The 16,524-nt window shown below is 70.8% G+C and carries 21 protein-coding genes and 3 tRNA genes; all 24 read right to left on the reverse strand.

The window, feature by feature from the left end; all coding sequences use genetic code 11:
- Positions 1-156: 156 nt before the first annotated feature.
- The 24 genes from rplL to ML5_RS03285 all read right to left on the reverse strand — a co-directional run bounded on the left by rplL (position 157) and on the right by ML5_RS03285 (position 16,520).
- Positions 157-543, reverse strand: a complete 387-nt coding sequence (gene rplL / locus ML5_RS03175) for a 50S ribosomal protein L7/L12 (RefSeq protein ID WP_013288642.1) — start codon at positions 541-543, stop codon at positions 157-159.
- 54 nt (positions 544-597) lie between these two features.
- A complete protein-coding gene (gene rplJ, locus ML5_RS03180; RefSeq protein WP_013288643.1) occupies positions 598-1,146 on the reverse strand; it encodes a 50S ribosomal protein L10 in 549 nt (182 codons plus the stop codon).
- Positions 1,147-1,462: 316 nt separating this feature from the next.
- The gene (locus tag ML5_RS03185) at positions 1,463-2,152 is read right to left on the reverse strand and encodes a hypothetical protein (RefSeq protein WP_013473696.1); all 690 of its coding nucleotides are present in this window, start codon (positions 2,150-2,152) and stop codon (positions 1,463-1,465) included.
- Entirely contained in the window at positions 2,149-3,036 is an 888-nt protein-coding gene (locus tag ML5_RS03190; protein WP_013473697.1) for an ATP-binding cassette domain-containing protein, read from the reverse strand. Before ML5_RS03190 ends, ML5_RS03185 begins: the two co-directional genes overlap by 4 nt.
- Before the next feature lie 82 nt (positions 3,037-3,118).
- Positions 3,119-3,835 carry a 50S ribosomal protein L1 gene (rplA, locus tag ML5_RS03195; protein ID WP_013288646.1) on the reverse strand — a complete coding sequence of 239 codons (717 nt, stop codon included), beginning with the start codon at positions 3,833-3,835 and terminating at the stop codon, positions 3,119-3,121.
- An 88-nt stretch (positions 3,836-3,923) separates the two neighbouring features.
- Positions 3,924-4,355, reverse strand: coding sequence for a 50S ribosomal protein L11 (gene rplK, locus ML5_RS03200; protein ID WP_013288647.1), 432 nt, complete (start codon positions 4,353-4,355; stop codon positions 3,924-3,926).
- 187 nt (positions 4,356-4,542) lie between these two features.
- Positions 4,543-5,265 (reverse strand): transcription termination/antitermination protein NusG, encoded by a 723-nt coding sequence (gene nusG, locus ML5_RS03205; protein ID WP_013288648.1) that lies wholly within the window; start codon positions 5,263-5,265, stop codon positions 4,543-4,545.
- Between the two features lie 35 nt (positions 5,266-5,300).
- Positions 5,301-5,693: a preprotein translocase subunit SecE gene (gene secE, locus ML5_RS03210; RefSeq protein WP_013288649.1), complete on the reverse strand. Its 393-nt coding sequence runs from the start codon at positions 5,691-5,693 to the stop codon at positions 5,301-5,303.
- A 213-nt stretch (positions 5,694-5,906) separates the two neighbouring features.
- Positions 5,907-5,979 (reverse strand) — tRNA-Trp (locus ML5_RS03215).
- 127 nt (positions 5,980-6,106) lie between these two features.
- Positions 6,107-6,499: a MaoC family dehydratase gene (locus ML5_RS03220; RefSeq protein WP_013473698.1), complete on the reverse strand. Its 393-nt coding sequence runs from the start codon at positions 6,497-6,499 to the stop codon at positions 6,107-6,109.
- A gap of 4 nt (positions 6,500-6,503) precedes the next feature.
- On the reverse strand, positions 6,504-6,950 hold the full coding sequence (locus ML5_RS03225; protein ID WP_013288651.1) for a MaoC family dehydratase N-terminal domain-containing protein: 447 nt from the start codon (positions 6,948-6,950) through the stop codon (positions 6,504-6,506).
- Between the two features lie 120 nt (positions 6,951-7,070).
- Complete coding sequence (gene rpmG / locus ML5_RS03230; protein ID WP_013288652.1) at positions 7,071-7,238, reverse strand: 50S ribosomal protein L33; 168 nt, start codon at positions 7,236-7,238, stop codon at positions 7,071-7,073.
- Between the two features lie 132 nt (positions 7,239-7,370).
- A tRNA-Met gene (locus ML5_RS03235) sits at positions 7,371-7,443 on the reverse strand.
- A gap of 25 nt (positions 7,444-7,468) precedes the next feature.
- Positions 7,469-7,541, reverse strand: a tRNA-Thr gene (locus ML5_RS03240).
- Positions 7,542-7,637: 96 nt separating this feature from the next.
- Positions 7,638-10,160, reverse strand: a complete 2,523-nt coding sequence (locus tag ML5_RS03245; RefSeq protein ID WP_013473699.1) for a bifunctional diguanylate cyclase/phosphodiesterase — start codon at positions 10,158-10,160, stop codon at positions 7,638-7,640.
- A gap of 50 nt (positions 10,161-10,210) precedes the next feature.
- On the reverse strand, positions 10,211-10,348 hold the full coding sequence (locus ML5_RS32255; protein ID WP_013288654.1) for a hypothetical protein: 138 nt from the start codon (positions 10,346-10,348) through the stop codon (positions 10,211-10,213).
- Between the two features lie 422 nt (positions 10,349-10,770).
- Complete coding sequence (locus ML5_RS03250; RefSeq protein WP_225319558.1) at positions 10,771-11,028, reverse strand: hypothetical protein; 258 nt, start codon at positions 11,026-11,028, stop codon at positions 10,771-10,773.
- 63 nt (positions 11,029-11,091) lie between these two features.
- Positions 11,092-11,451, reverse strand: coding sequence for a hypothetical protein (locus ML5_RS03255; RefSeq protein ID WP_013288656.1), 360 nt, complete (start codon positions 11,449-11,451; stop codon positions 11,092-11,094).
- Positions 11,452-11,732: 281 nt separating this feature from the next.
- Positions 11,733-12,335 carry a hypothetical protein gene (locus ML5_RS03260; protein WP_201766722.1) on the reverse strand — a complete coding sequence of 201 codons (603 nt, stop codon included), beginning with the start codon at positions 12,333-12,335 and terminating at the stop codon, positions 11,733-11,735.
- A 58-nt stretch (positions 12,336-12,393) separates the two neighbouring features.
- The gene (locus ML5_RS03265; protein WP_013473702.1) at positions 12,394-13,830 is read right to left on the reverse strand and encodes a site-specific integrase; all 1,437 of its coding nucleotides are present in this window, start codon (positions 13,828-13,830) and stop codon (positions 12,394-12,396) included.
- Positions 13,827-13,991: a helix-turn-helix transcriptional regulator gene (locus ML5_RS03270; RefSeq protein ID WP_369752099.1), complete on the reverse strand. Its 165-nt coding sequence runs from the start codon at positions 13,989-13,991 to the stop codon at positions 13,827-13,829. The genes ML5_RS03265 and ML5_RS03270 overlap by 4 nt, the downstream gene beginning before the upstream one ends.
- 17 nt (positions 13,992-14,008) lie before the next feature.
- On the reverse strand, positions 14,009-15,775 hold the full coding sequence (locus ML5_RS03275; RefSeq protein WP_013473704.1) for a replication initiator: 1,767 nt from the start codon (positions 15,773-15,775) through the stop codon (positions 14,009-14,011).
- Complete coding sequence (locus tag ML5_RS03280) at positions 15,772-16,332, reverse strand: DUF2637 domain-containing protein (RefSeq protein WP_013473705.1); 561 nt, start codon at positions 16,330-16,332, stop codon at positions 15,772-15,774. The genes ML5_RS03275 and ML5_RS03280 overlap by 4 nt, the downstream gene beginning before the upstream one ends.
- Positions 16,329-16,520: a hypothetical protein gene (locus tag ML5_RS03285; RefSeq protein ID WP_013473706.1), complete on the reverse strand. Its 192-nt coding sequence runs from the start codon at positions 16,518-16,520 to the stop codon at positions 16,329-16,331. Before ML5_RS03285 ends, ML5_RS03280 begins: the two co-directional genes overlap by 4 nt.
- Positions 16,521-16,524 lie beyond the last annotated feature (4 nt).

The raw sequence follows: 16,524 nt of genomic DNA on the forward strand, positions 1-16,524 counted from the left end.
CCGGCCGATGAGAGGACGCTGTACGCCCTGCTCACGCCGTTCGCCGGCGGGCGGCACCAACACGGCGGGCGGTGACCCGGTCTCCCGGATCACCGCCCGCCGCGACGCGATGTGCCCCGGCTCACGTGAGCCGGACGCGCGTCAGGTGGAGCAAGGTCACTTGAGGGTGACCTTGGCGCCCTCGCCCTCGAGCTTGGCCTTGGCCTTCTCGGCGGTCTCCTTGTTGGCCTTCTCCAGGACGGCCTTCGGAGCGGCCTCGACCAGGTCCTTGGCCTCCTTGAGGCCCAGGCCGGTCAGCTCGCGCACGACCTTGATGACCTGGATCTTCTTGCCACCGTCGGCGTCGAGGATGACGTCGAACTCGTCCTTCTCCGGCTCGGCCTCGGCGGCCGGGGCACCCGGACCGGCCGGGCCGGCGACGGCGACCGGAGCGGCGGCGGTGACCTCGAAGGTCTCCTCGAACTGCTTCACGAACTCGGAGAGCTCGATCAGCGTCATCTCCTTGAACGCGTCGAGCAGCTCGTCGGTGCTGAGCTTCGCCATGTCTGGCGTCCTTTCTCGCAATGAAAACTAAGAACGTGGTGCGCCGGGAGGGCCTCAGGCCGCCTCGGCGCCCTCCTGCTCGCGCTTCTTGTCCGCCAGGGCGGCCGCCGCGCGGGCGGCCTTGGAGAGCGGAGCCTGGAACAGGGCCGCGGCCTTGCTCAGGTTGCCCTTCATGGCGCCGGCCAGCTTGGCCAGCAGCACCTCGCGGGACTCCAGGTCGGCGAGCTTCGTGACCTCGGCCGCGGAAATGGCCTTGCCCTCGAAGACACCGCCCTTGATGACGAGCTTCGGGTTGGCCTTCGCGAAGTCGCGAAGCCCCTTCGCCGCCTCGACGACGTCGCCCGAAACGAAAGTCAGCGCGGTAGGACCGGAGAACAGCTCGTCGAGCCCGGAGATGCCCGCATCGGCCGCGGCACGCTTGGCAAGCGTGTTCTTCGCGACCGTGTAGCTGGTCTCCTTGCCGAGCGAGCGCCGCAGCTGGGTGAGCTGCGAAACCGTGAGCCCGCGGTACTCGGTCAGCACGGTCGCTCCCGCGTTGCGGAAGCTCTCGGTCAGCTCGGCGACGGCCGTGGCCTTGTCGGCCCGGATCGGCTTGTCCGCCATGTCCCTCCTCTCTCGTTGCTCGGAGCTGGTACGCCGGCGGCGAGCCGAGGCTCGACGACGGCGGCGGAGGCATCACGACAACGAAAAAGCCCCGGCGCAGGGCGCACGGGGCGAGGGCCGGGGACACGGGCACAGTCGGCGGACCGTGCGTGAAACCGAGTTTCGCTTACCGCCCTGCGCGGGTCGCCCGTCGTCGCGGGACCTTCGACCGTGCCGGAGCACGGTGACCAGCGGTCTTTGGGTGGAACTACCGCACCAGGTTACGCGACGTGCGCCGCAGCACCAAATCGCCGGAGGTGCTCCCGGTCACCAGGGCTCAGGCCCGGGTGCGCCGCGCCCAGGCGTAGCCGGTCAGCGCCACCGCCGTCCAGGCCAGGGCCCAGCCGGTGAGCAGCAGACCGGCCCCGGCCGCGACCGGCCCGGTGACCGCCCGCGCGGTCGCCATGACCGGCGGGGCCAGCCACGGCACGACCGAGCCGGAGAGCCCGAGCACCACGACCCCGACCGCGCCGGTGACCAGCACGGCGACCCCGTAGCCGGCGCTGCGGGTCACGGCCCGGCTCGCCAGCGCGCCGAGCGCCACCGCCGCCGGCAGCGAGAGCAGGTGCGCCCAGAGCCCCAGGGCCACCCCGACGAGCACCGGCCGCTCCCCCGGCCCGACGGCAGCGGTGACCCCGCCGAGCGGCCACGGCAGCGCCAGCGCGACGAGCACCACGGCGAGCCCGGCCACCAGTGCCGCGAGCAGCCCGGCCGCCCGTTCCCGGGCCGGGCCGGCCACCACCCGGGCCATCCGGCGCTGCACGTCGGGTTCCACGTCCAGCAGGATCTTGGTCTGCCAGGCCAGCACCGGGAACAGCACCACGGCGGAGACGCCGTAGGCCTCCGCCGGCCGGGCCCGGCCACCGCCGTAGAGGACGCCGAGGACGAGCAGGCCGGCCAGCACCGGCGCCAGCGCCCGTCCGGTACGCACGAAGCCGGCCAGCCGCAGCCGGACCAGCGCGATCATCGGGCCACCTCCGGCGCCGGCCCGGGCCGGGCGGAGTCCCCGGCCTCGGCACCGGCCTGGTCCGGGGAACCAGCGGCGGACGCGCCGACCGACCCGCGGGTGCCCGACGGCCCGGCGGAGGCCGGCACCGGGTGCGTGGCCGGGGGCGGGACGGCGTGTTCGCGTACCCGAAGGATCTGGTGGCCGTCGGCGCGCAGGCGGGCGACGGCGGCGGCCAGCCCGGCGGCCGGGACCGCCAGCTCGACCACGGCGACGGCCGCGCCGCCCGACGACGCCTCCTCGGTCACCGTGCCGTCGGTGACCGACAGGTGCCGGGCTCCGGGGAGCCGGACCGTCTCGCCGCGGTGGTCGCTGACCAGCACCGTGCCGCCGTCGGCCAGCACCTCGCCGATGATCTCGGGGACCGACTCGCGGGCGGTGGCGTCCAGCCCCTCCCAGGGCTCGTCGAGCACCAGCAGGCCGGGCGGGCGCAGCAGTGCCTGCGCCAGGCCGACCTTCTGCGCGGTGCCCTTGGACAGCCGCGGCAGGCGCACGTCGTGGAAGCGGGTCAGGCCCAGTCGCTCCACCCAGTGGCGCACCGCCCGGTCGGCGGCGGGACCGGGCAGGCCGGCGACGCGGCCCATGGCGGACAGGTAGGCCCCGACTGTGAACGGCTGGTCGGCGGGGAAGCGCTCCGGCACCCAGCCGACGACCGGCGGCCGGTCGGCGACCCGGCCCCGGCTCGGGCGCAGCACCCCGGCGGCGAGCTGGAGCAGAGTGGACTTGCCGGCGCCGTTGCGGCCGAGCACGACCGCTGCCTCACCCGAGCCGATCGCGACGTCGACCTGCCGCAGCACCCACGGGCCGTGCCTGTGGTAGCGGAGCCAGACGCCGTCGAGCCGCATGCGCCCGAGAGTGCCACACCGGACAGACGAACGGGGCCCCGCCACGACGTGGTGGCGGGGCCCCGTTCGGGAGTACGCGTGCTCAGCCCTCGGCCGAGCCCTCCTGGAAGTTCTTCACGACCTTCGGGTCGACCGGGACGCCCGGGCCCATCGTGGTGGTGAGGGTGACCTTCTTGAGGTACGTGCCCTTGGCCGCGGACGGCTTGGCCCGCAGCACCTCGTCCAGCACCGCGGCGTAGTTGTCCACCAGCTGGTTCTCCGAGAAGGAGGCCTTGCCGATGATCAGGTGCAGGTTGGAGTGCTTGTCCACCCGGAAGGTGATCTTACCGCCCTTGATGTCCGAGACGGCCTTGGTGACGTCCATGGTCACGGTGCCGGTCTTCGGGTTCGGCATCAGACCGCGCGGGCCCAGGATCCGCGCGATCCGGCCGATCTTGGCCATCTGGTCGGGCGTGGCGATCGCCGCGTCGAAGTCCAGCCAACCGCCCTGGATACGGGCGACCAGCTCGTCGGTGCCCACCTCGTCCGCACCCGCGGCGACGGCCTCCTCGGCCTTCGCGCCGGCGGCGAAGACGATCACGCGGGCGGTCTTACCGGTGCCGTGCGGCAGGTTGACCGTGCCGCGGACCATCTGGTCCGCCTTGCGGGGGTCGACGCCGAGGCGCATCGCGACCTCGACCGTGGCGTCGAACTTGACGTTGGTGGTCTCCTTGGCCAGCTTGACGGCCTCGACCGGGGTGTAGAGCTTCGACCGGTCGATGACATCGGCGGCCTTGCGGTAGCTCTTGCTGCGCTGCATTTCTGGTGACTCCTGTGGTCTCTGGCGGGCGCGCGGCGTACGCGGCCCTCCCACGAACAGAAAGATCGGGTGGAGCGGTGGAGCGAGATCAGTCGGCGACGGTCAGGCCCATCGACCGGGCGGTGCCGGCGATGATCTTCTCGGCCTGGTCGATGTCGTTGGCGTTGAGGTCCGCCATCTTCTTCTCGGCGATCTCGCGCAGCTGGGCGCGGGTGACCGAGCCGACCTTCTCCTTGTGCGGGACGCCCGAGCCCTTCTGCACGCCGGCGGCCTTGATCAGCAGCCGGGCGGCGGGCGGGGTCTTCAGCACGAAGGTGAACGTGCGGTCCTCGTAGACGCTGATCTCGGCGGGGACGATGTCGCCCCGCTGGGACTCGGTCTGCGCGTTGTAGGACTTGCAGAACTCCATGATGTTCACGCCGTGCTGGCCGAGCGCGGGGCCGACCGGCGGCGCCGGGGTGGCCTGGCCCGCCGGCAGCTGAAGCGTGAACGTCTTGACGAGCTTCTTCTTCGGAGGCATGTCTCTTCCTGGGGCTTGGAACTGGGATTCTCGCCGGTCCGCGGGCGCGCACGGTCAGCACGGTGCGGACAGCCGACGTTCTAGGGTAGCGCAGCCGTCGGCCACCCCCCGCGCCGAGGTCGGCGGATGGCGAAACGGCGCACCGGCGGCCACCCGGGAAGGGGCGGGCCGCCGGTGCCGACGTACGTCAGATCTTGGCGACCTGGTTGAAGTTCAGCTCGACCGGCGTCTCCCGGCCGAAGATCGACACCAGCACCTTGAGCTTCTGCTGGTCGGCGTTGATCTCGCTGATCGTCGCCGGCAGCGACGCGAACGCGCCGTCGGTGACGGTGACCGAGTCGCCGACCTCGAAGTCGAGGACCTTGATCTCGGGCTTGGCCTTCTTCTGCTCGGTCTCGACCGCCGGGGCCAGCCACTTGAGCACCTCGTCGAGGCTCAGCGGCGCCGGCCGGTCGGCCCGGTCGGTCGCGCCGACGAAGCCGGTGACCCCCGGGGTGTTCCGGACACAGGAGTAGGACTCGGCGGTCAGCTCCATCCGGACCAGGATGTAGCCCGGGAAGACCTTCGCCTGGACCTGCGACCGCTTGCCGTTCTTGACCTCGACCTCTTCCCGGGTCGGCACCTCGACCTGGTAGATGAAGTCCTCCATGTCGAGGGAGGTGATCCGGGTCTCGAGGTTGGTCTTGACCTTGTTCTCGTAGCCGGCGTACGAGTGCACCACGTACCAGTCGCCGGGCGCGTAACGCAGCTTCTGGCGCAGCTCGGCGACCGGGTCGAAGTCCTCGTCCGGGGCCGGCTCGGTGGTCGGGAACTCCGGCTCGCTGGCGGCCTCGACCGACTCGTTGTTGGCCGCCGTCGCCACCGTGGACTGCTCGTCCGGGGTTCCGGCGGTCTCGTCGTACTCAGGCACGCTCGCTCACTTCCGTCAGTATCGCTGTCCGCAGGTCAGCTGGACTCGCCGAAGACCCACAGCACCGCCTTGGCGAAGCCGTAGTCCAGGCCGGCCACGATCGCCAGCATCACCGCGACGAAGGTGACCACCACGGCCGTGTAGGTCAGCAGCTCCTTGCGGGTCGGCCAGATGACCTTACGCAGCTCTGCCACGACCTCGCGGAAGAACCGCGCGATGCGGGCGAACAGCCCGATCCGCTCGGTGTCCTTGCGGGTCTTCCGGCCCTCGGCCGGCTCGGCCTGCGCCCGCTTGCGGGTCGCGGTGCCACCCCGGGCGACCGGCTCGTCCGCGTCGGTGGCGTCGTCGTCGGCCACGTCGTCGACGGTCGCGTCGTCGTTCAGACGCTCGTCGCCGTCGTCCTCGCCGCGGCGCTTGCTCTCGGCCACTTCGCCCTCCGTGCGGGTATGGGGTCGCACGCCGGGCGGCGTGCGCGGCGTGTTGGTCACGCCGGCCGGACCAACCGTCCCGCGACGGGCCGCGGCCGGCGGACCGGCCGGGAGGGCCCGAACGCCTCGGAACCACCCCACCGATGCCACCACCACGGGCCGGACGCCGCCGGTGAGGGCGGCGCGACCCACGGAACGGTCAGGCCTGAGGCGCAGGGGTGACAGGACTTGAACCTGCAGCCTGCGGTTTTGGAGACCGCTGCTCTGCCAATTGAGCTACACCCCTGTGCGGCAACTCACCTCCACCCGGACACGCTGTGCCGAGCGGGGGTCACTTGCCCCACGGCGGACCAGTGTACGGGTAGTCGTGCGACTTTCCCAACCGGTCTGCCCCTCGCGCGTCGGGCGAACCCTCAGCGCGTCGTGCGGATCAGCGCCCGAGCCTGCGACAGCACCTTCTCACCCCGGCAGGTGGCGGTGATGTCGAGCCTGGTCAGGCCCTCTTCGGTGACCTCCTTGACCACCGCTGACACCTCGATCTCGGTGCCCTCTTCGGTGTCCGGGACGACCACCGGGCGGGTGAACCGGACGCCGAAGTCCACCACCGCGTCCGGCGCGCCGGCCCAGCCGGCCACCGCCCGGCCGACCAGCGCCATGGTGAACATGCCGTGGGCGATGACGCCCGGCAGCCCGACGCCGGTGGCGGTGCGGTCGCTCCAGTGGATCGGGTTGAAGTCGCCCGAGGCGCCCGCGTAGCGGACCAGGTCCGCGCGGGTCACCCGGTACGTCTGGGTGGGCAGCTCCATGTCCTCAGGCCTCCCCGCGTACGACGATCTTGGACCACACGGCGACCACCGGCTCACCGTCCACCGTGCTCACGTCCGTGCGGGTGGTCAGGAAGCCGTGCCCGCCCCGGGTGGTGACCTCCTCGATGGTGTTCACGCACACCAGCTCGTCCCCGGCCACCACCGGCCGGGTGTACGCGAACCGCTGGTCGCCGTGCACCACACGGCTGTAGTCGACGCCGAGCGCCGGGTCCTCGACGATCTGCCGGCTGGCCGACATGGTGACGACCACGGGGAACGTCGGCGGCGCCACCACGTCGGGGTGGCCGAGCGCCCGGGCCGCCTCCGGGTCGTGGTGGACCGGGTCGGTGGCGCCGACGGCGGTGGCGAACTCGCGGATCTTTTCTCGGCCCACCTGGTAGGGGGCGGTCGGCGGGTACGTCCGGCCGACGAAGGACGGGTCCAGGGACATGCCGCCGAACCTACACGGAAAACACGAACGCCGATCCGCCCGGTCGGGCGGCCCGGAGGCCACCCGTCAGGTGGATCGGCGTTCGAGAAGCTGTTGCGGTGCCGGCTGCGCCAGCCGCGGTCAGCGGGTCTCGCGGTGGACGGTGTGCTTGCCGTCCCGGGGGCAGAACTTCTTCAGCTCGATGCGGTCCGGGTCGTTACGGCGGTTCTTGCGCGTGATGTAGTTGCGCTCCTTGCACTCCACACACGCCAAAGTGATCTTCGGCCGGACATCGGTCGCCTTCGCCACGGCGGAGTGCCTTCCTCGCTCACGGATATCAACTACGGCGTGTCAGCGTACGCGCTGACGACGCGGACATGCAAAGTGGGCGCCTGTGGCGCCCATCCCACCGGCCACCGGGCTGGGCCCGGAGGACGAGAGTAGCGGTGGCCGGACTTGAACCGGCGACACAGCGATTATGAGCCGCTTGCTCTGCCATCTGAGCTACACCGCCGTGGCGGGTCCAGCCGGACCCTCTGAGCCCCCTTACGGAATCGAACCGTAGACCTTCTCCTTACCATGGAGACGCTCTGCCGACTGAGCTAAGGGGGCCTGCTCGATCACCCCGGGGGGTGTCGCGCAGGGGAAACAGTACACGACCGCGTCGCGCAGGTGAAATCGGATCCCCCGAGTGCGTGTCCGCCCTGGTCAGGGCACCACTCGCAGGCGCGGCAGCTCCCCCGCGACCACCGTCTCCGGGTCGACCTGGGCGCCGAACCAGGCCTCCAGCCGCTCGTACGGCAGAGGGCGGCTGAACAGGAATCCCTGGCCGATCTCACAGCCGATGTCCTGGAGCAGCTCCAGCGTCAGCTCGCTCTCCACGCCCTCGGCCACCACCGCCAGGCCGAACTGCTGGGACAGCGTCACCACCGCGTTGACGATCGCCAGGTCGCCCGGATCGGTCGCCATGCCCTGCACGAACGACCGGTCCACCTTCACCTCGTGCACAGGCAGCCGGCGCAGTTGCGCCAGCGACGAGTTACCCGTGCCGAAGTCGTCCACCGAGAGGCGGACACCGAGGTCACGCAGGCTGCGCAGGGTGGGTATGGGACGGTCGGTGCCGTCCAGGACACCCGCCTCGGTGACCTCCAGCGTCAGCCGCTGCGGCGGTACGCCGTACTCGGCCAGCAGGTCGCGTACCAGCGCCGGGAAGTGCTGGTCGGTGAGCGTACGCGCGGCGAGGTTGACCGCGACGGACAGCGGCTGTTCGCCGTGGCTCCAGTCGCGGCTGCGCCGCAGGCTCTCCCGGAGCACGAACTCGGTGAGCCGGCCGAGCTGGCCGGTGTGCTCGGCCACCGCCACGAAGTCGTCCGGGGCGACACTGCCGTGCGCCGGGTGCTCCCACCGGGCCAGGCACTCCACGCCCACCAGGCGGCGGTCCCGCAGCGTGACCTTCGGCTGGAAGTAGACCTCCAGCTCGCCCTCGTCCAGCGCGCGTTGCAGGTCGCCGGCGAGGCCGAGCCGGCGCAGCGACCGCGACTCCAGCGCCGGGCTGTAGAGCTGCACGCTGCCCGGTACCGACTTGGCCGCGGTGGCGGCCAGGTCGACGCGTTGCAGCAGCGCCACCGCGTCGCTGCCGTGGTCCGGGTGCACGGCCACCCCGACGACCGTGTCCACGTCCAGGGTGAGCGCGTCGAAGACCATCTCGTCGCGGATCTGCTCCCGCAGCTGGGCCGCCAGTTCCAGGGCCGCCTCGGTGCTCTCCAGCCGGAGCGTCACCAGGAACTCGTCACCGCCGGCCCGGCCGACGAGCGCCGAGGAGGGCGCGCAGGAGCGCAGCCGCTCGGCCACCTCCATGAGCACCTTGTCGCCGGCGGCGTGACCCAGCGACTCGTTCACCTGGCGGAGCCGGTCCACGTCGAAGAGCAGCAGCGCCACCACCTCACCCGGGGCGCGGATCTTGACCGCCTCCGCCACCGACGAGGTGAGGCGCCGCCGGTTGGGCAGGCCGGTGAGCGCGTCGTGGTCGGCGTCGTGCCGCAGCCGGTCGACCAGGCGGGAGTTCTCCAGCGCCACAGCGGCGTGCGCGGCGACCGTCTCGAAGACGGGGATGTCGCCGGGGGCGAAGTGGCCGATGTCGCTGAGCCGGTTGGTCACCTCCAGCGTGCCGATCACGGCCTGGCCGGAGCGCAGCGGCACCACGATGGCGTCCTTGACCCGCTCCTCCCCCGCGGCCTGCCGCAACGCCGGATCGCCGCCGAGCCAGCGGCCGATCGAGAGGGTACGACCCTTCTTGTGCACCTGCTGGCGCAGGCTCGCCGGGGTGGGCGCCAGGTCCAGCAGGCCGGGGGTGTCCACCCGGGCGGTGAGCAGCACCTCGGGATGCCGGCCCTGGGCGGGCAGCCAGAGCGTCGCGTACTCGGCCTGCATCAGCGCGCGTACCCGGTCGAGGAGGATGTCGGCGAGTGACCGCTCGGTGCCGGAGGCGAGAAGGCGGGTGAGCTCGTACATCCCGGCCAGCGTGCGGTGCTGGCGGAAGAACTGGGAGTAGGAGCGGTAGACCAGGACCAGGCCGCTGAAGAGGGCGGCGAGCAGCAGAGCCGACCACCACGTCGTCTTCAGGGCGATCAGGACGAGCAGGCCGATCGCCACGTTGATGGCGGCGGTGAGCAGAGCGGTCGGCATGCTGCGCAGCGCGTCCCGCCCGGCCTGCCAGCCCTGGAGCAGCACGTGCACGCCGACCACGCTCACGAGGCTGACCAGCGTGACCACGCAGACGGCGAGGAACAGCGAGCCCCAGGTCCCCGGCCCGACACCGCGCAGCGGCGGCAGCGCCAGGAGTACGAGGCTGGCCAGCGAGGTGGCGGCGGCGGCCTTGGCGACGTTGAACCAGAGCTTCGCCGCGCCGAAACGGTGCGAGGCACTCCAGATCAGCACCGAGAGTGTGTAGATCAGTACGACACTCAAGGGCGGCAGGAAGTAGAGCGCCACGATCAGTGGCACCTCGGTGAGCGTCACGCCCACCGACTGGCGCCGGACGTAGACGTTCAGCACCGCGAAGCTGATCCCCGCCATGACGACGAAGAACACGAAGGCGAGCGGCCACTTGCCGAACGGGTGGTCCGCCACCAGGGCGATGCAGGTGCTGAAGACCACCGCCAGCAGCGCCAGAGGGGCGGTGACGAGCCAGGCACGTTCCGTTGACCTACGAGGTCGGCCCTGGCTTGCCATGCCCCTCCTACCCGAGACGTCGTCCGCCGGCCGGCGGACGACTCGATGATTCAGCGCGGGGCGTCCATCGTCCAGACGATGTCGGCGAGTTGCGCGCTACTGGTGCCGGGGAGGATGCCGAAGGCGCCTGCGATGGCGGCGAGCACGAGGAGCGAGCCAAGCAGCCGGCCCAGCGTTCGACCAGACATGATTGCTCCTGTCGGGAGATTGCCACAGGGATAGTGAAGGTTTCCCGATCGTGCCACAAGCCTGAGGGGCAGAAAAGCGGAGAGGACCCGCCCAGCCCGAGTAGCTGTCAGGTTCCGCCGTTCGGCCCGGCCACCCACGACACGCAGCCAGGTCATGGGGGTGAAGGGACGTCAGCCGCTTCGTCCATTGCGGATTCCCACCTTCACCCACGAAGGGGATCAAGTCACGCGAAACCCCACACCACCAACCCTGGGTCGCCCGGCCGGCTCGACCTGGCCGATCCGCCCGGTGGAACACCACCGGACCCGCGGGCATTGACCACCATACCTGCCCGTGTCATGAACGCCAGAGGATGATTCCCTCATTCACGCCGGAACCGCTCAGTGGGCTCACCAGGGACGTTCAGCGCCTTCGGCGTACGTCACCTGAGCATGTCCGCCACGCCGGTGTCCGGATCGACCGCCACGCTGAGCTTGCAGTGCCCCCGGGCTCGGGTCTCCCCACGGGGGACGAAGTCGACGACCAGCAGACGCTCGGTTCCGCGGAGTCCTCGCACCTGCGCTTCGTACGGCTCGGAGATCTGCCAGTCGTCGATCTGGAACCCGCCTCGGGGCTTGCCGGCGCGCATCCGTCTGGTGAACTCGGCGGTCGCCAGCACCCGAACCTCATCCTGATCCACGACCCAGTATCGATCTACCGGCCCGTCCGCCGGAGGACGCGGCCCGGCGGACCGGTCACGCGGCTACTGGCCGAAGGTGTACCGCAGATTCGCGTTGATCAGCTCGTTCAGTCGCCTACGCAGATGCCCGAGCAGCGAGGGGTCGGGAAGAGGCTCGGCGAGCAGCAACGTCCACCGAAGCAGAGTGCCTTGATGCCCGTCGGACGCGAGATCGAAGCGCACCTGCGCGTCGGGTCGCTTTGACCACAGCGATGACCAGACGACCAGGTTCGGGCGTTCGCGGCGCAGGATCTGCGGTCGCTGTTCGTCGTCGAGCAACCGCAGCCACGGGCGTGCCGGGTCGCGGTCGGGCTCGGTCAGCGCCTCGAAGACGACGGCGGGCGGAGGCGCTTGACCGCGCATGCGACTGCCCGCTTCGATCATGGCTCAGCTTAACGGCGCAAGCCGACAGGGCTGACGAGCAAAGTACGACCTGAACGAGAATGGCCCCGGAGCGCGTTTCGCAGCTCACGGGGCCGTTCTTGCACCTGGTAGCGGGTAGAGGATTCGAACCTCTGTAGCTTTCGCGACGGATTTACAGGGCGTCCGTGATCTTGGTCCGACCACTACCGCTGAGCTGCCGGTTCACTCCCTCTGGCGGGTGTCGGTCAGTCAACCGCCCACCATCTGCCCACGCCCACTGCAGGTGCCCCAGCCGCCCGCCCTCACGCCTGAGTAGGTAGGTAGTCCCGCCAGAAAGGGACGGTCACCTCCGCCTGCTGCCGGTCGTCGTAGGTCCGGTCGAACTCATTGCCGATGTAGTCGAGCAAGTCCGCCCCGTAAACGATGATGTCCCACCCCCACATCGACAGCACAGGATGGCCGTAGCTACCCCGACCGGCTGGCAGGAAGCGGTGACCGTAGACGGGGACCATCTTCGGCGCAGCCAAGAGCACCCGACGGGCCTCGCGGGAAGCCATGTCGCGGGTGCTCGGTCGAGAACCCCAGCGCGGGTCCCACTCGCCGTCCTCAACTCGCTCGATCAGAAAGTCGAGCTCCCAGTTGACATGCATTCGCAGGGCTTCCGGGTCACCGCCCCGCCAGTCGGGCCACGGGTTACTCCACGTCGCGCCGTCCTCCGGCGCGGACGACACTGGAAGCCCAACTGCGAGGAAGGCTCGATGGTCCTCCGCGAACTCGAACCCGAACTCCCGCTCAATGCGAGCAAACTCGGCGTCGGTCAGCCCATCTTCGATCTCGCAGCAGCCCAAGGCGGCGAGGCGCTGAGCCGCCTCAACGCCCATCTTGGCACCAGCCCCGGTAAACACGTCGGAACCGTACCGTGCCGCTTGCCGGTGGGCAGTCGGGACAGCTCGCCGGCCATGTTCAGGGGAGCGCATCTGTGATCTTGTCGTTCATGGTGTCGTCGCCGCCGTCGATGCAGTTGGCGTAAACGCGGAGCAGGACGGCGACGCCGTGGCCCAGGCGCCGAGCTACCTCGGTCGGGGGGACACCAGCATTCAGCCAGAGCGAGGCCGCCGCGTGTCGAAGGTCGTAGGGTCGGCGGACGAGCGGCGAGGCGACCTGCGATTCCGTCAGCGCCTTCTCGCGGGCGAGCTTCCACCACCGGTCGTAGACTGACTCGGACAGCGGCCCACCGTGCAGACCCCGGAAGAACCGACCGTCCGGACCGACCCCGTGATTCTCGACGTGCACGCACAGCAACTCGACGAGCCAGGGCGGGATCGGCACCGTACGAGTCTCAGCCCTCCCCCGGTGCTTGAGTCCACGCCGCTCGTGGGAGCCGCCGTCATCGGTCCAGTGCGACCCGGCGCGCGGCGAGGTGCCGGCGAGCACCAGGCGGCCCCACCGGTGTTCGATCTTCTCGTGGTCGCAGGACCGGGATGGCTTGACCGCCGCCAGGTCGTCGAAGTCGGCGCCGCAGTCGACGCAACGGCCGGGCAAGTCGCAGTCTTCCCGCCGCAGGTCGGCCGCCTCGGAGGGCCGCATGCCCGCGTAGTAGAGGCAGCCGAAGAACGCCGTGACCTTGTCGGCCCGTTTGCCGAGAGATCTCACCGCTTCCAGCAGCGTGGCGACCTGGGCCGGGTTCGCCACCACCCGCCGGTCGATGGACTGCGCCACCTCGGGAGCGGTCCACTGGACCTTGTCGACCGGGTTGGAGTCGATCAGCTCCAGCTCGACGGCGTACCCGAGCACGTTGTAGAAGGTGGCCCGCTTCCGCTGGACGGTGGAGGCAGCCGCGGGCTTGCCGTCGAGGCGTACGCAGAGGCTGTCGAGGACGCGGCGGACCATCGCGGGTGAGTCCAGCTCGACAACCGGCAGGGACGCGGTTTCCAGCCAGGCCAGCGCCGCCGCGTGCTCGGTAGGGATCTCGTCGGACCAGCGACGCGGGTTGAGGCCGTAGAGGTACAGCGCCTCACGGAGCAGGGGTTCAGCCGGTCGGCCGCGCTTGGCCGGGCGGGTCAGGGTCACCGTGATCGAGGTCAGCGCCTCGACGATCGACCGCCGGGTCTTGGCCGCCGCCCGGGGCCACTTCATCTCGACGTACGCGCGGCTGTGTGCGTACCAGGTGGTGGGGTTCTTGGTTCTGGCGTCGGAAACCGGGCGGCCGGTGGCCGGGTCGAACGGCTCCCCCGCGTTGGCTGCCTGGACCAGCTCGGCGCGGAACGAGTGCGCCAGGGCCTTGGTGCGGAACATCTCCTCGAAGCGCTGGCCGCTCACCGCCCAGCGGACCCGCCAGGGCCGAGCCTTCCGGTCGGCGCGCTTGCCGATCTCCCAGATCTGGACCTCGTAGCTCTTCATGCGGCGTCCTGCTCCAGCTCACCGAGCCACCGACCGAGCGCCGACCGGCGGACCCGAAGCTGCCCGTTCGGGAGCTTGATGACCCGTGGCCCCTTACCGGTCTGCCGCCAGTAGAACCAGGTCGAGCGCGGTACGCGCAGCTCGGCAAGCACTTCCCGCACGGTCAACAACTCCTCGTTCACTGCGTCCCCTCCCCGTCGTGCTGTGCGCTGTGCTGAGTTGCCGAAAGATCTGTGGACCCCTGCGCGGCCCGGTCCTTGGCGGCGAGCAGTTCGGACCGCCAGCGGGCGCGTTCGCTGATGGAGCGCATGAGCCGGTGGGCCAGCGGTCCCACGTCGGGGTCGTCGGGTCGGGCGAGTTCCCAGGCGTGCCGAATCCGTTCGGCGGTGGCGCCCTGGTCGTCGACGAGCTGCCCGGCGGTGGCGCTGTCGGTGGTGGCGCCGAGCAGTGCCCGGGCCCAGGCGCGTACGTCGTGCTTGTGGTCGGCGAGGGTCTTGCCGGACCAGTCGCGGGAGATGAGGATGCGCCGGCCGCCGATGCCGAGGGTGTCGCGCTGGTGAACCTTGCCCTTGCAGCGGCCAGGCTTGAGCTTGGCGTGTGCCTTCTTGGGTTGGACGCCGTAGAGCAGCCAGTTGGCGCACCGGTCGGTGCAGGGCGTCACCTGGAGTTGCTGCCAGAGCCGGTCGAGGTGCTTGCGCTGCCGGTCAGTAGTCGCCTTGTGGACGTCGCCGGTGTGCTTGGTGATGTACTTCGTGACGTACCGGATGGTCCGTTCGGCGTCCTCGGTGCCGGGCATGACGCCGCGGGCGTCGACCTGGGCGCCGAAGCGTACGACGTGCACCGGCTCGGAGTCCGGGTCGTCGTCAATGGCGTCGAGGGCTTCCGTCCAGGTGATCAGCGGCTCCCGAGTGTCGGGGTCGACCCAGGCCGCCGCCTGCTCGTCCCAGACGGGTAGCCGGTCGAGGGTGTAGCGCTGCACGTCGACCGCCGGCCACCACACCTGGTGATAGGTGGCCGCCGCCACGGTGCGGAGCACGTCCCGAGGGATGGTGCCCCGGATGGCGAAGTGCGCGTGTGGGGCGAGTCGGCGTTGTGGCTCGACGCAGCCGGCGTACTGAACGTTCCAGCCCTCACAGCGGCGCAGGTTCTGCCAGAACCGGTCGAGGAGTCGAGGAAAGTGGACTGCGTCCCAGGCTGCGCGGCGGTAGTCGTACCGGTCGGGGTTGAGCGGGGTGCCGTCGAGGTGGACCGGGCCGTACGAGTCGAGGGTGAGCGTGAGCCACATCGACGGCCGGAACGTCGCGCCGTCCGGAGCGGTGTAGGTCTTGCCGATGGTGCGCCGCTCGACCTTGCGCCGAGGTAGCTCGGGGGCGTCCTGACGCCGCTTGGTGGAGCGCTTGCGCCGGCGGCCGGGCTCGTCATCGGAGTCCTCGTCGGCGGTGGCGTGGGGTGGCCCGACGCGCCCGCGCAGGCCCTCGGCGGCGATGGCTTCCTCTACCTCGCGGATCGCCTCGTCGAGGTCGGTCACCTGGTCCCACTGGGCACCGCGTACGGCCTCGTCGCGGGAGAACTCCAGGTGTGCGCGGAACAGGATCAGGGACTTCTGCGCCTCGGTCGCGGGTTCCGGGCCGGGTAGCGGTTCGTCGTCGCGGTGCCAGCCCTCGCGGATCTGGGCCTGCCGTAGCCGGCGGTTCTTCTTGGCGCACGGCGCGCACTTGTCCTCGCGAGTCGCGCCGCAGGGCAGGTCGATGACCTCGGTCAGGCCGGTATCGAGGTCGGTGCGACGCATGGCGAGCGGGCGCACGCAGACGCCGTACTCGGCGGCGATCTCCTTGAGCACGTCGACCGAGCGGGGCAACGCCATGCGGGCCGCCCGCGACCCCGGCCGAGGAGCAACCGGGGTCGGGGCGGCGGGACCGAGGCCGGGCAGGGTGGGAGCGGTCATCGGATGATCCCGACGACCTGGGGTCGGTTGGGCTGGACGACGCCGAGCGGAGGCAGCACCGCGGCCGGTGCCGGGCGGACCGCCGGATCGGGCGCGGTCGGCTGCTGAGGCTCGGGCTCGGTGACAACTTGCTCGGGAACCTCGTAGGTCCAGTCGACCGGCGGTTGGTCCGGTTCGGGTGCCGGGGCGGGTGCGCTGGACAGGACGACCTTGACCAGGGCGAGGAACGCCAGGGATGGCACGGCGGCCACGATCCAGCCCCACACGGACGGTTCGGCTTCCGCGACCTGGGCGGCGAGGGAGAGCAGGGCGAACGCGACCAGGAGCACGCCGACCAGGCCGACCGGGCGACCGGCGCGACGGCGGGCGCGGATCTCCAGGCCGAGGTAGATCGCCATCAGCTCGACGGCTACCGCGTTGGCCCAGCCGATCCAGTCGGGCTGCCCGTGGGCCACGGTCAGATCGTGGACGTGGGTGAAGGCGGCGGCACCGGCCATGATCCCGATGGTGAGCAGGATCAGCACCCGGATGCCGGACTCGGCTCGGTGGCGGATCATTCGAAGTCGCCCTCCGGGATGCGGATGGTGACGGTAATGCGGATGCGCTGCCCGTCGAGGTCGTCCCGGCGGCGGACCATGTGCGCCAGGCCGTGCAGGGCGGCGGCGAGCCGGTCCGGAGAGCCGTCGAGGTCGATGTTCAGCGGCTTGATGCGGTGGGTGCCGAGGAAGAAGCGCTTGAGGGACATCGGG

It is taken from the genome of Micromonospora sp. L5 (assembly GCF_000177655.2).
GTDB lineage: Bacteria > Actinomycetota > Actinomycetes > Mycobacteriales > Micromonosporaceae > Micromonospora > Micromonospora aurantiaca.

What these genes read in the sequence shown, in the direction of transcription:
- ML5_RS03255 (WP_013288656.1), bottom strand. Translation starts at nt 11,451, where the DNA reads ATGATCGAAGCGGGCAGTCGCATGCGCGGTCAAGCGCCTCCGCCCGCC.
- ML5_RS03190 (WP_013473697.1), bottom strand. Translation starts at nt 3,036, where the DNA reads ATGCGGCTCGACGGCGTCTGGCTCCGCTACCACAGGCACGGCCCGTGG.
- ML5_RS03220 (WP_013473698.1), bottom strand. Translation starts at nt 6,499, where the DNA reads ATGGAGCTGCCCACCCAGACGTACCGGGTGACCCGCGCGGACCTGGTC.
- rplK (WP_013288647.1), bottom strand. Translation starts at nt 4,355, where the DNA reads ATGCCTCCGAAGAAGAAGCTCGTCAAGACGTTCACGCTTCAGCTGCCG.
- rplJ (WP_013288643.1), bottom strand. Translation starts at nt 1,146, where the DNA reads ATGGCGGACAAGCCGATCCGGGCCGACAAGGCCACGGCCGTCGCCGAG.
- rplL (WP_013288642.1), bottom strand. Translation starts at nt 543, where the DNA reads ATGGCGAAGCTCAGCACCGACGAGCTGCTCGACGCGTTCAAGGAGATG.
- ML5_RS03225 (WP_013288651.1), bottom strand. Translation starts at nt 6,950, where the DNA reads ATGTCCCTGGACCCGTCCTTCGTCGGCCGGACGTACCCGCCGACCGCC.
- rplA (WP_013288646.1), bottom strand. Translation starts at nt 3,835, where the DNA reads ATGCAGCGCAGCAAGAGCTACCGCAAGGCCGCCGATGTCATCGACCGG.
- ML5_RS03275 (WP_013473704.1), bottom strand. Translation starts at nt 15,775, where the DNA reads ATGACCGCTCCCACCCTGCCCGGCCTCGGTCCCGCCGCCCCGACCCCG.
- ML5_RS03280 (WP_013473705.1), bottom strand. Translation starts at nt 16,332, where the DNA reads ATGATCCGCCACCGAGCCGAGTCCGGCATCCGGGTGCTGATCCTGCTC.
- ML5_RS32255 (WP_013288654.1), bottom strand. Translation starts at nt 10,348, where the DNA reads ATGTCTGGTCGAACGCTGGGCCGGCTGCTTGGCTCGCTCCTCGTGCTC.
- ML5_RS03285 (WP_013473706.1), bottom strand. Translation starts at nt 16,520, where the DNA reads ATGTCCCTCAAGCGCTTCTTCCTCGGCACCCACCGCATCAAGCCGCTG.
- ML5_RS03265 (WP_013473702.1), bottom strand. Translation starts at nt 13,830, where the DNA reads ATGAAGAGCTACGAGGTCCAGATCTGGGAGATCGGCAAGCGCGCCGAC.
- ML5_RS03245 (WP_013473699.1), bottom strand. Translation starts at nt 10,160, where the DNA reads ATGGCAAGCCAGGGCCGACCTCGTAGGTCAACGGAACGTGCCTGGCTC.
- ML5_RS03185 (WP_013473696.1), bottom strand. Translation starts at nt 2,152, where the DNA reads ATGATCGCGCTGGTCCGGCTGCGGCTGGCCGGCTTCGTGCGTACCGGA.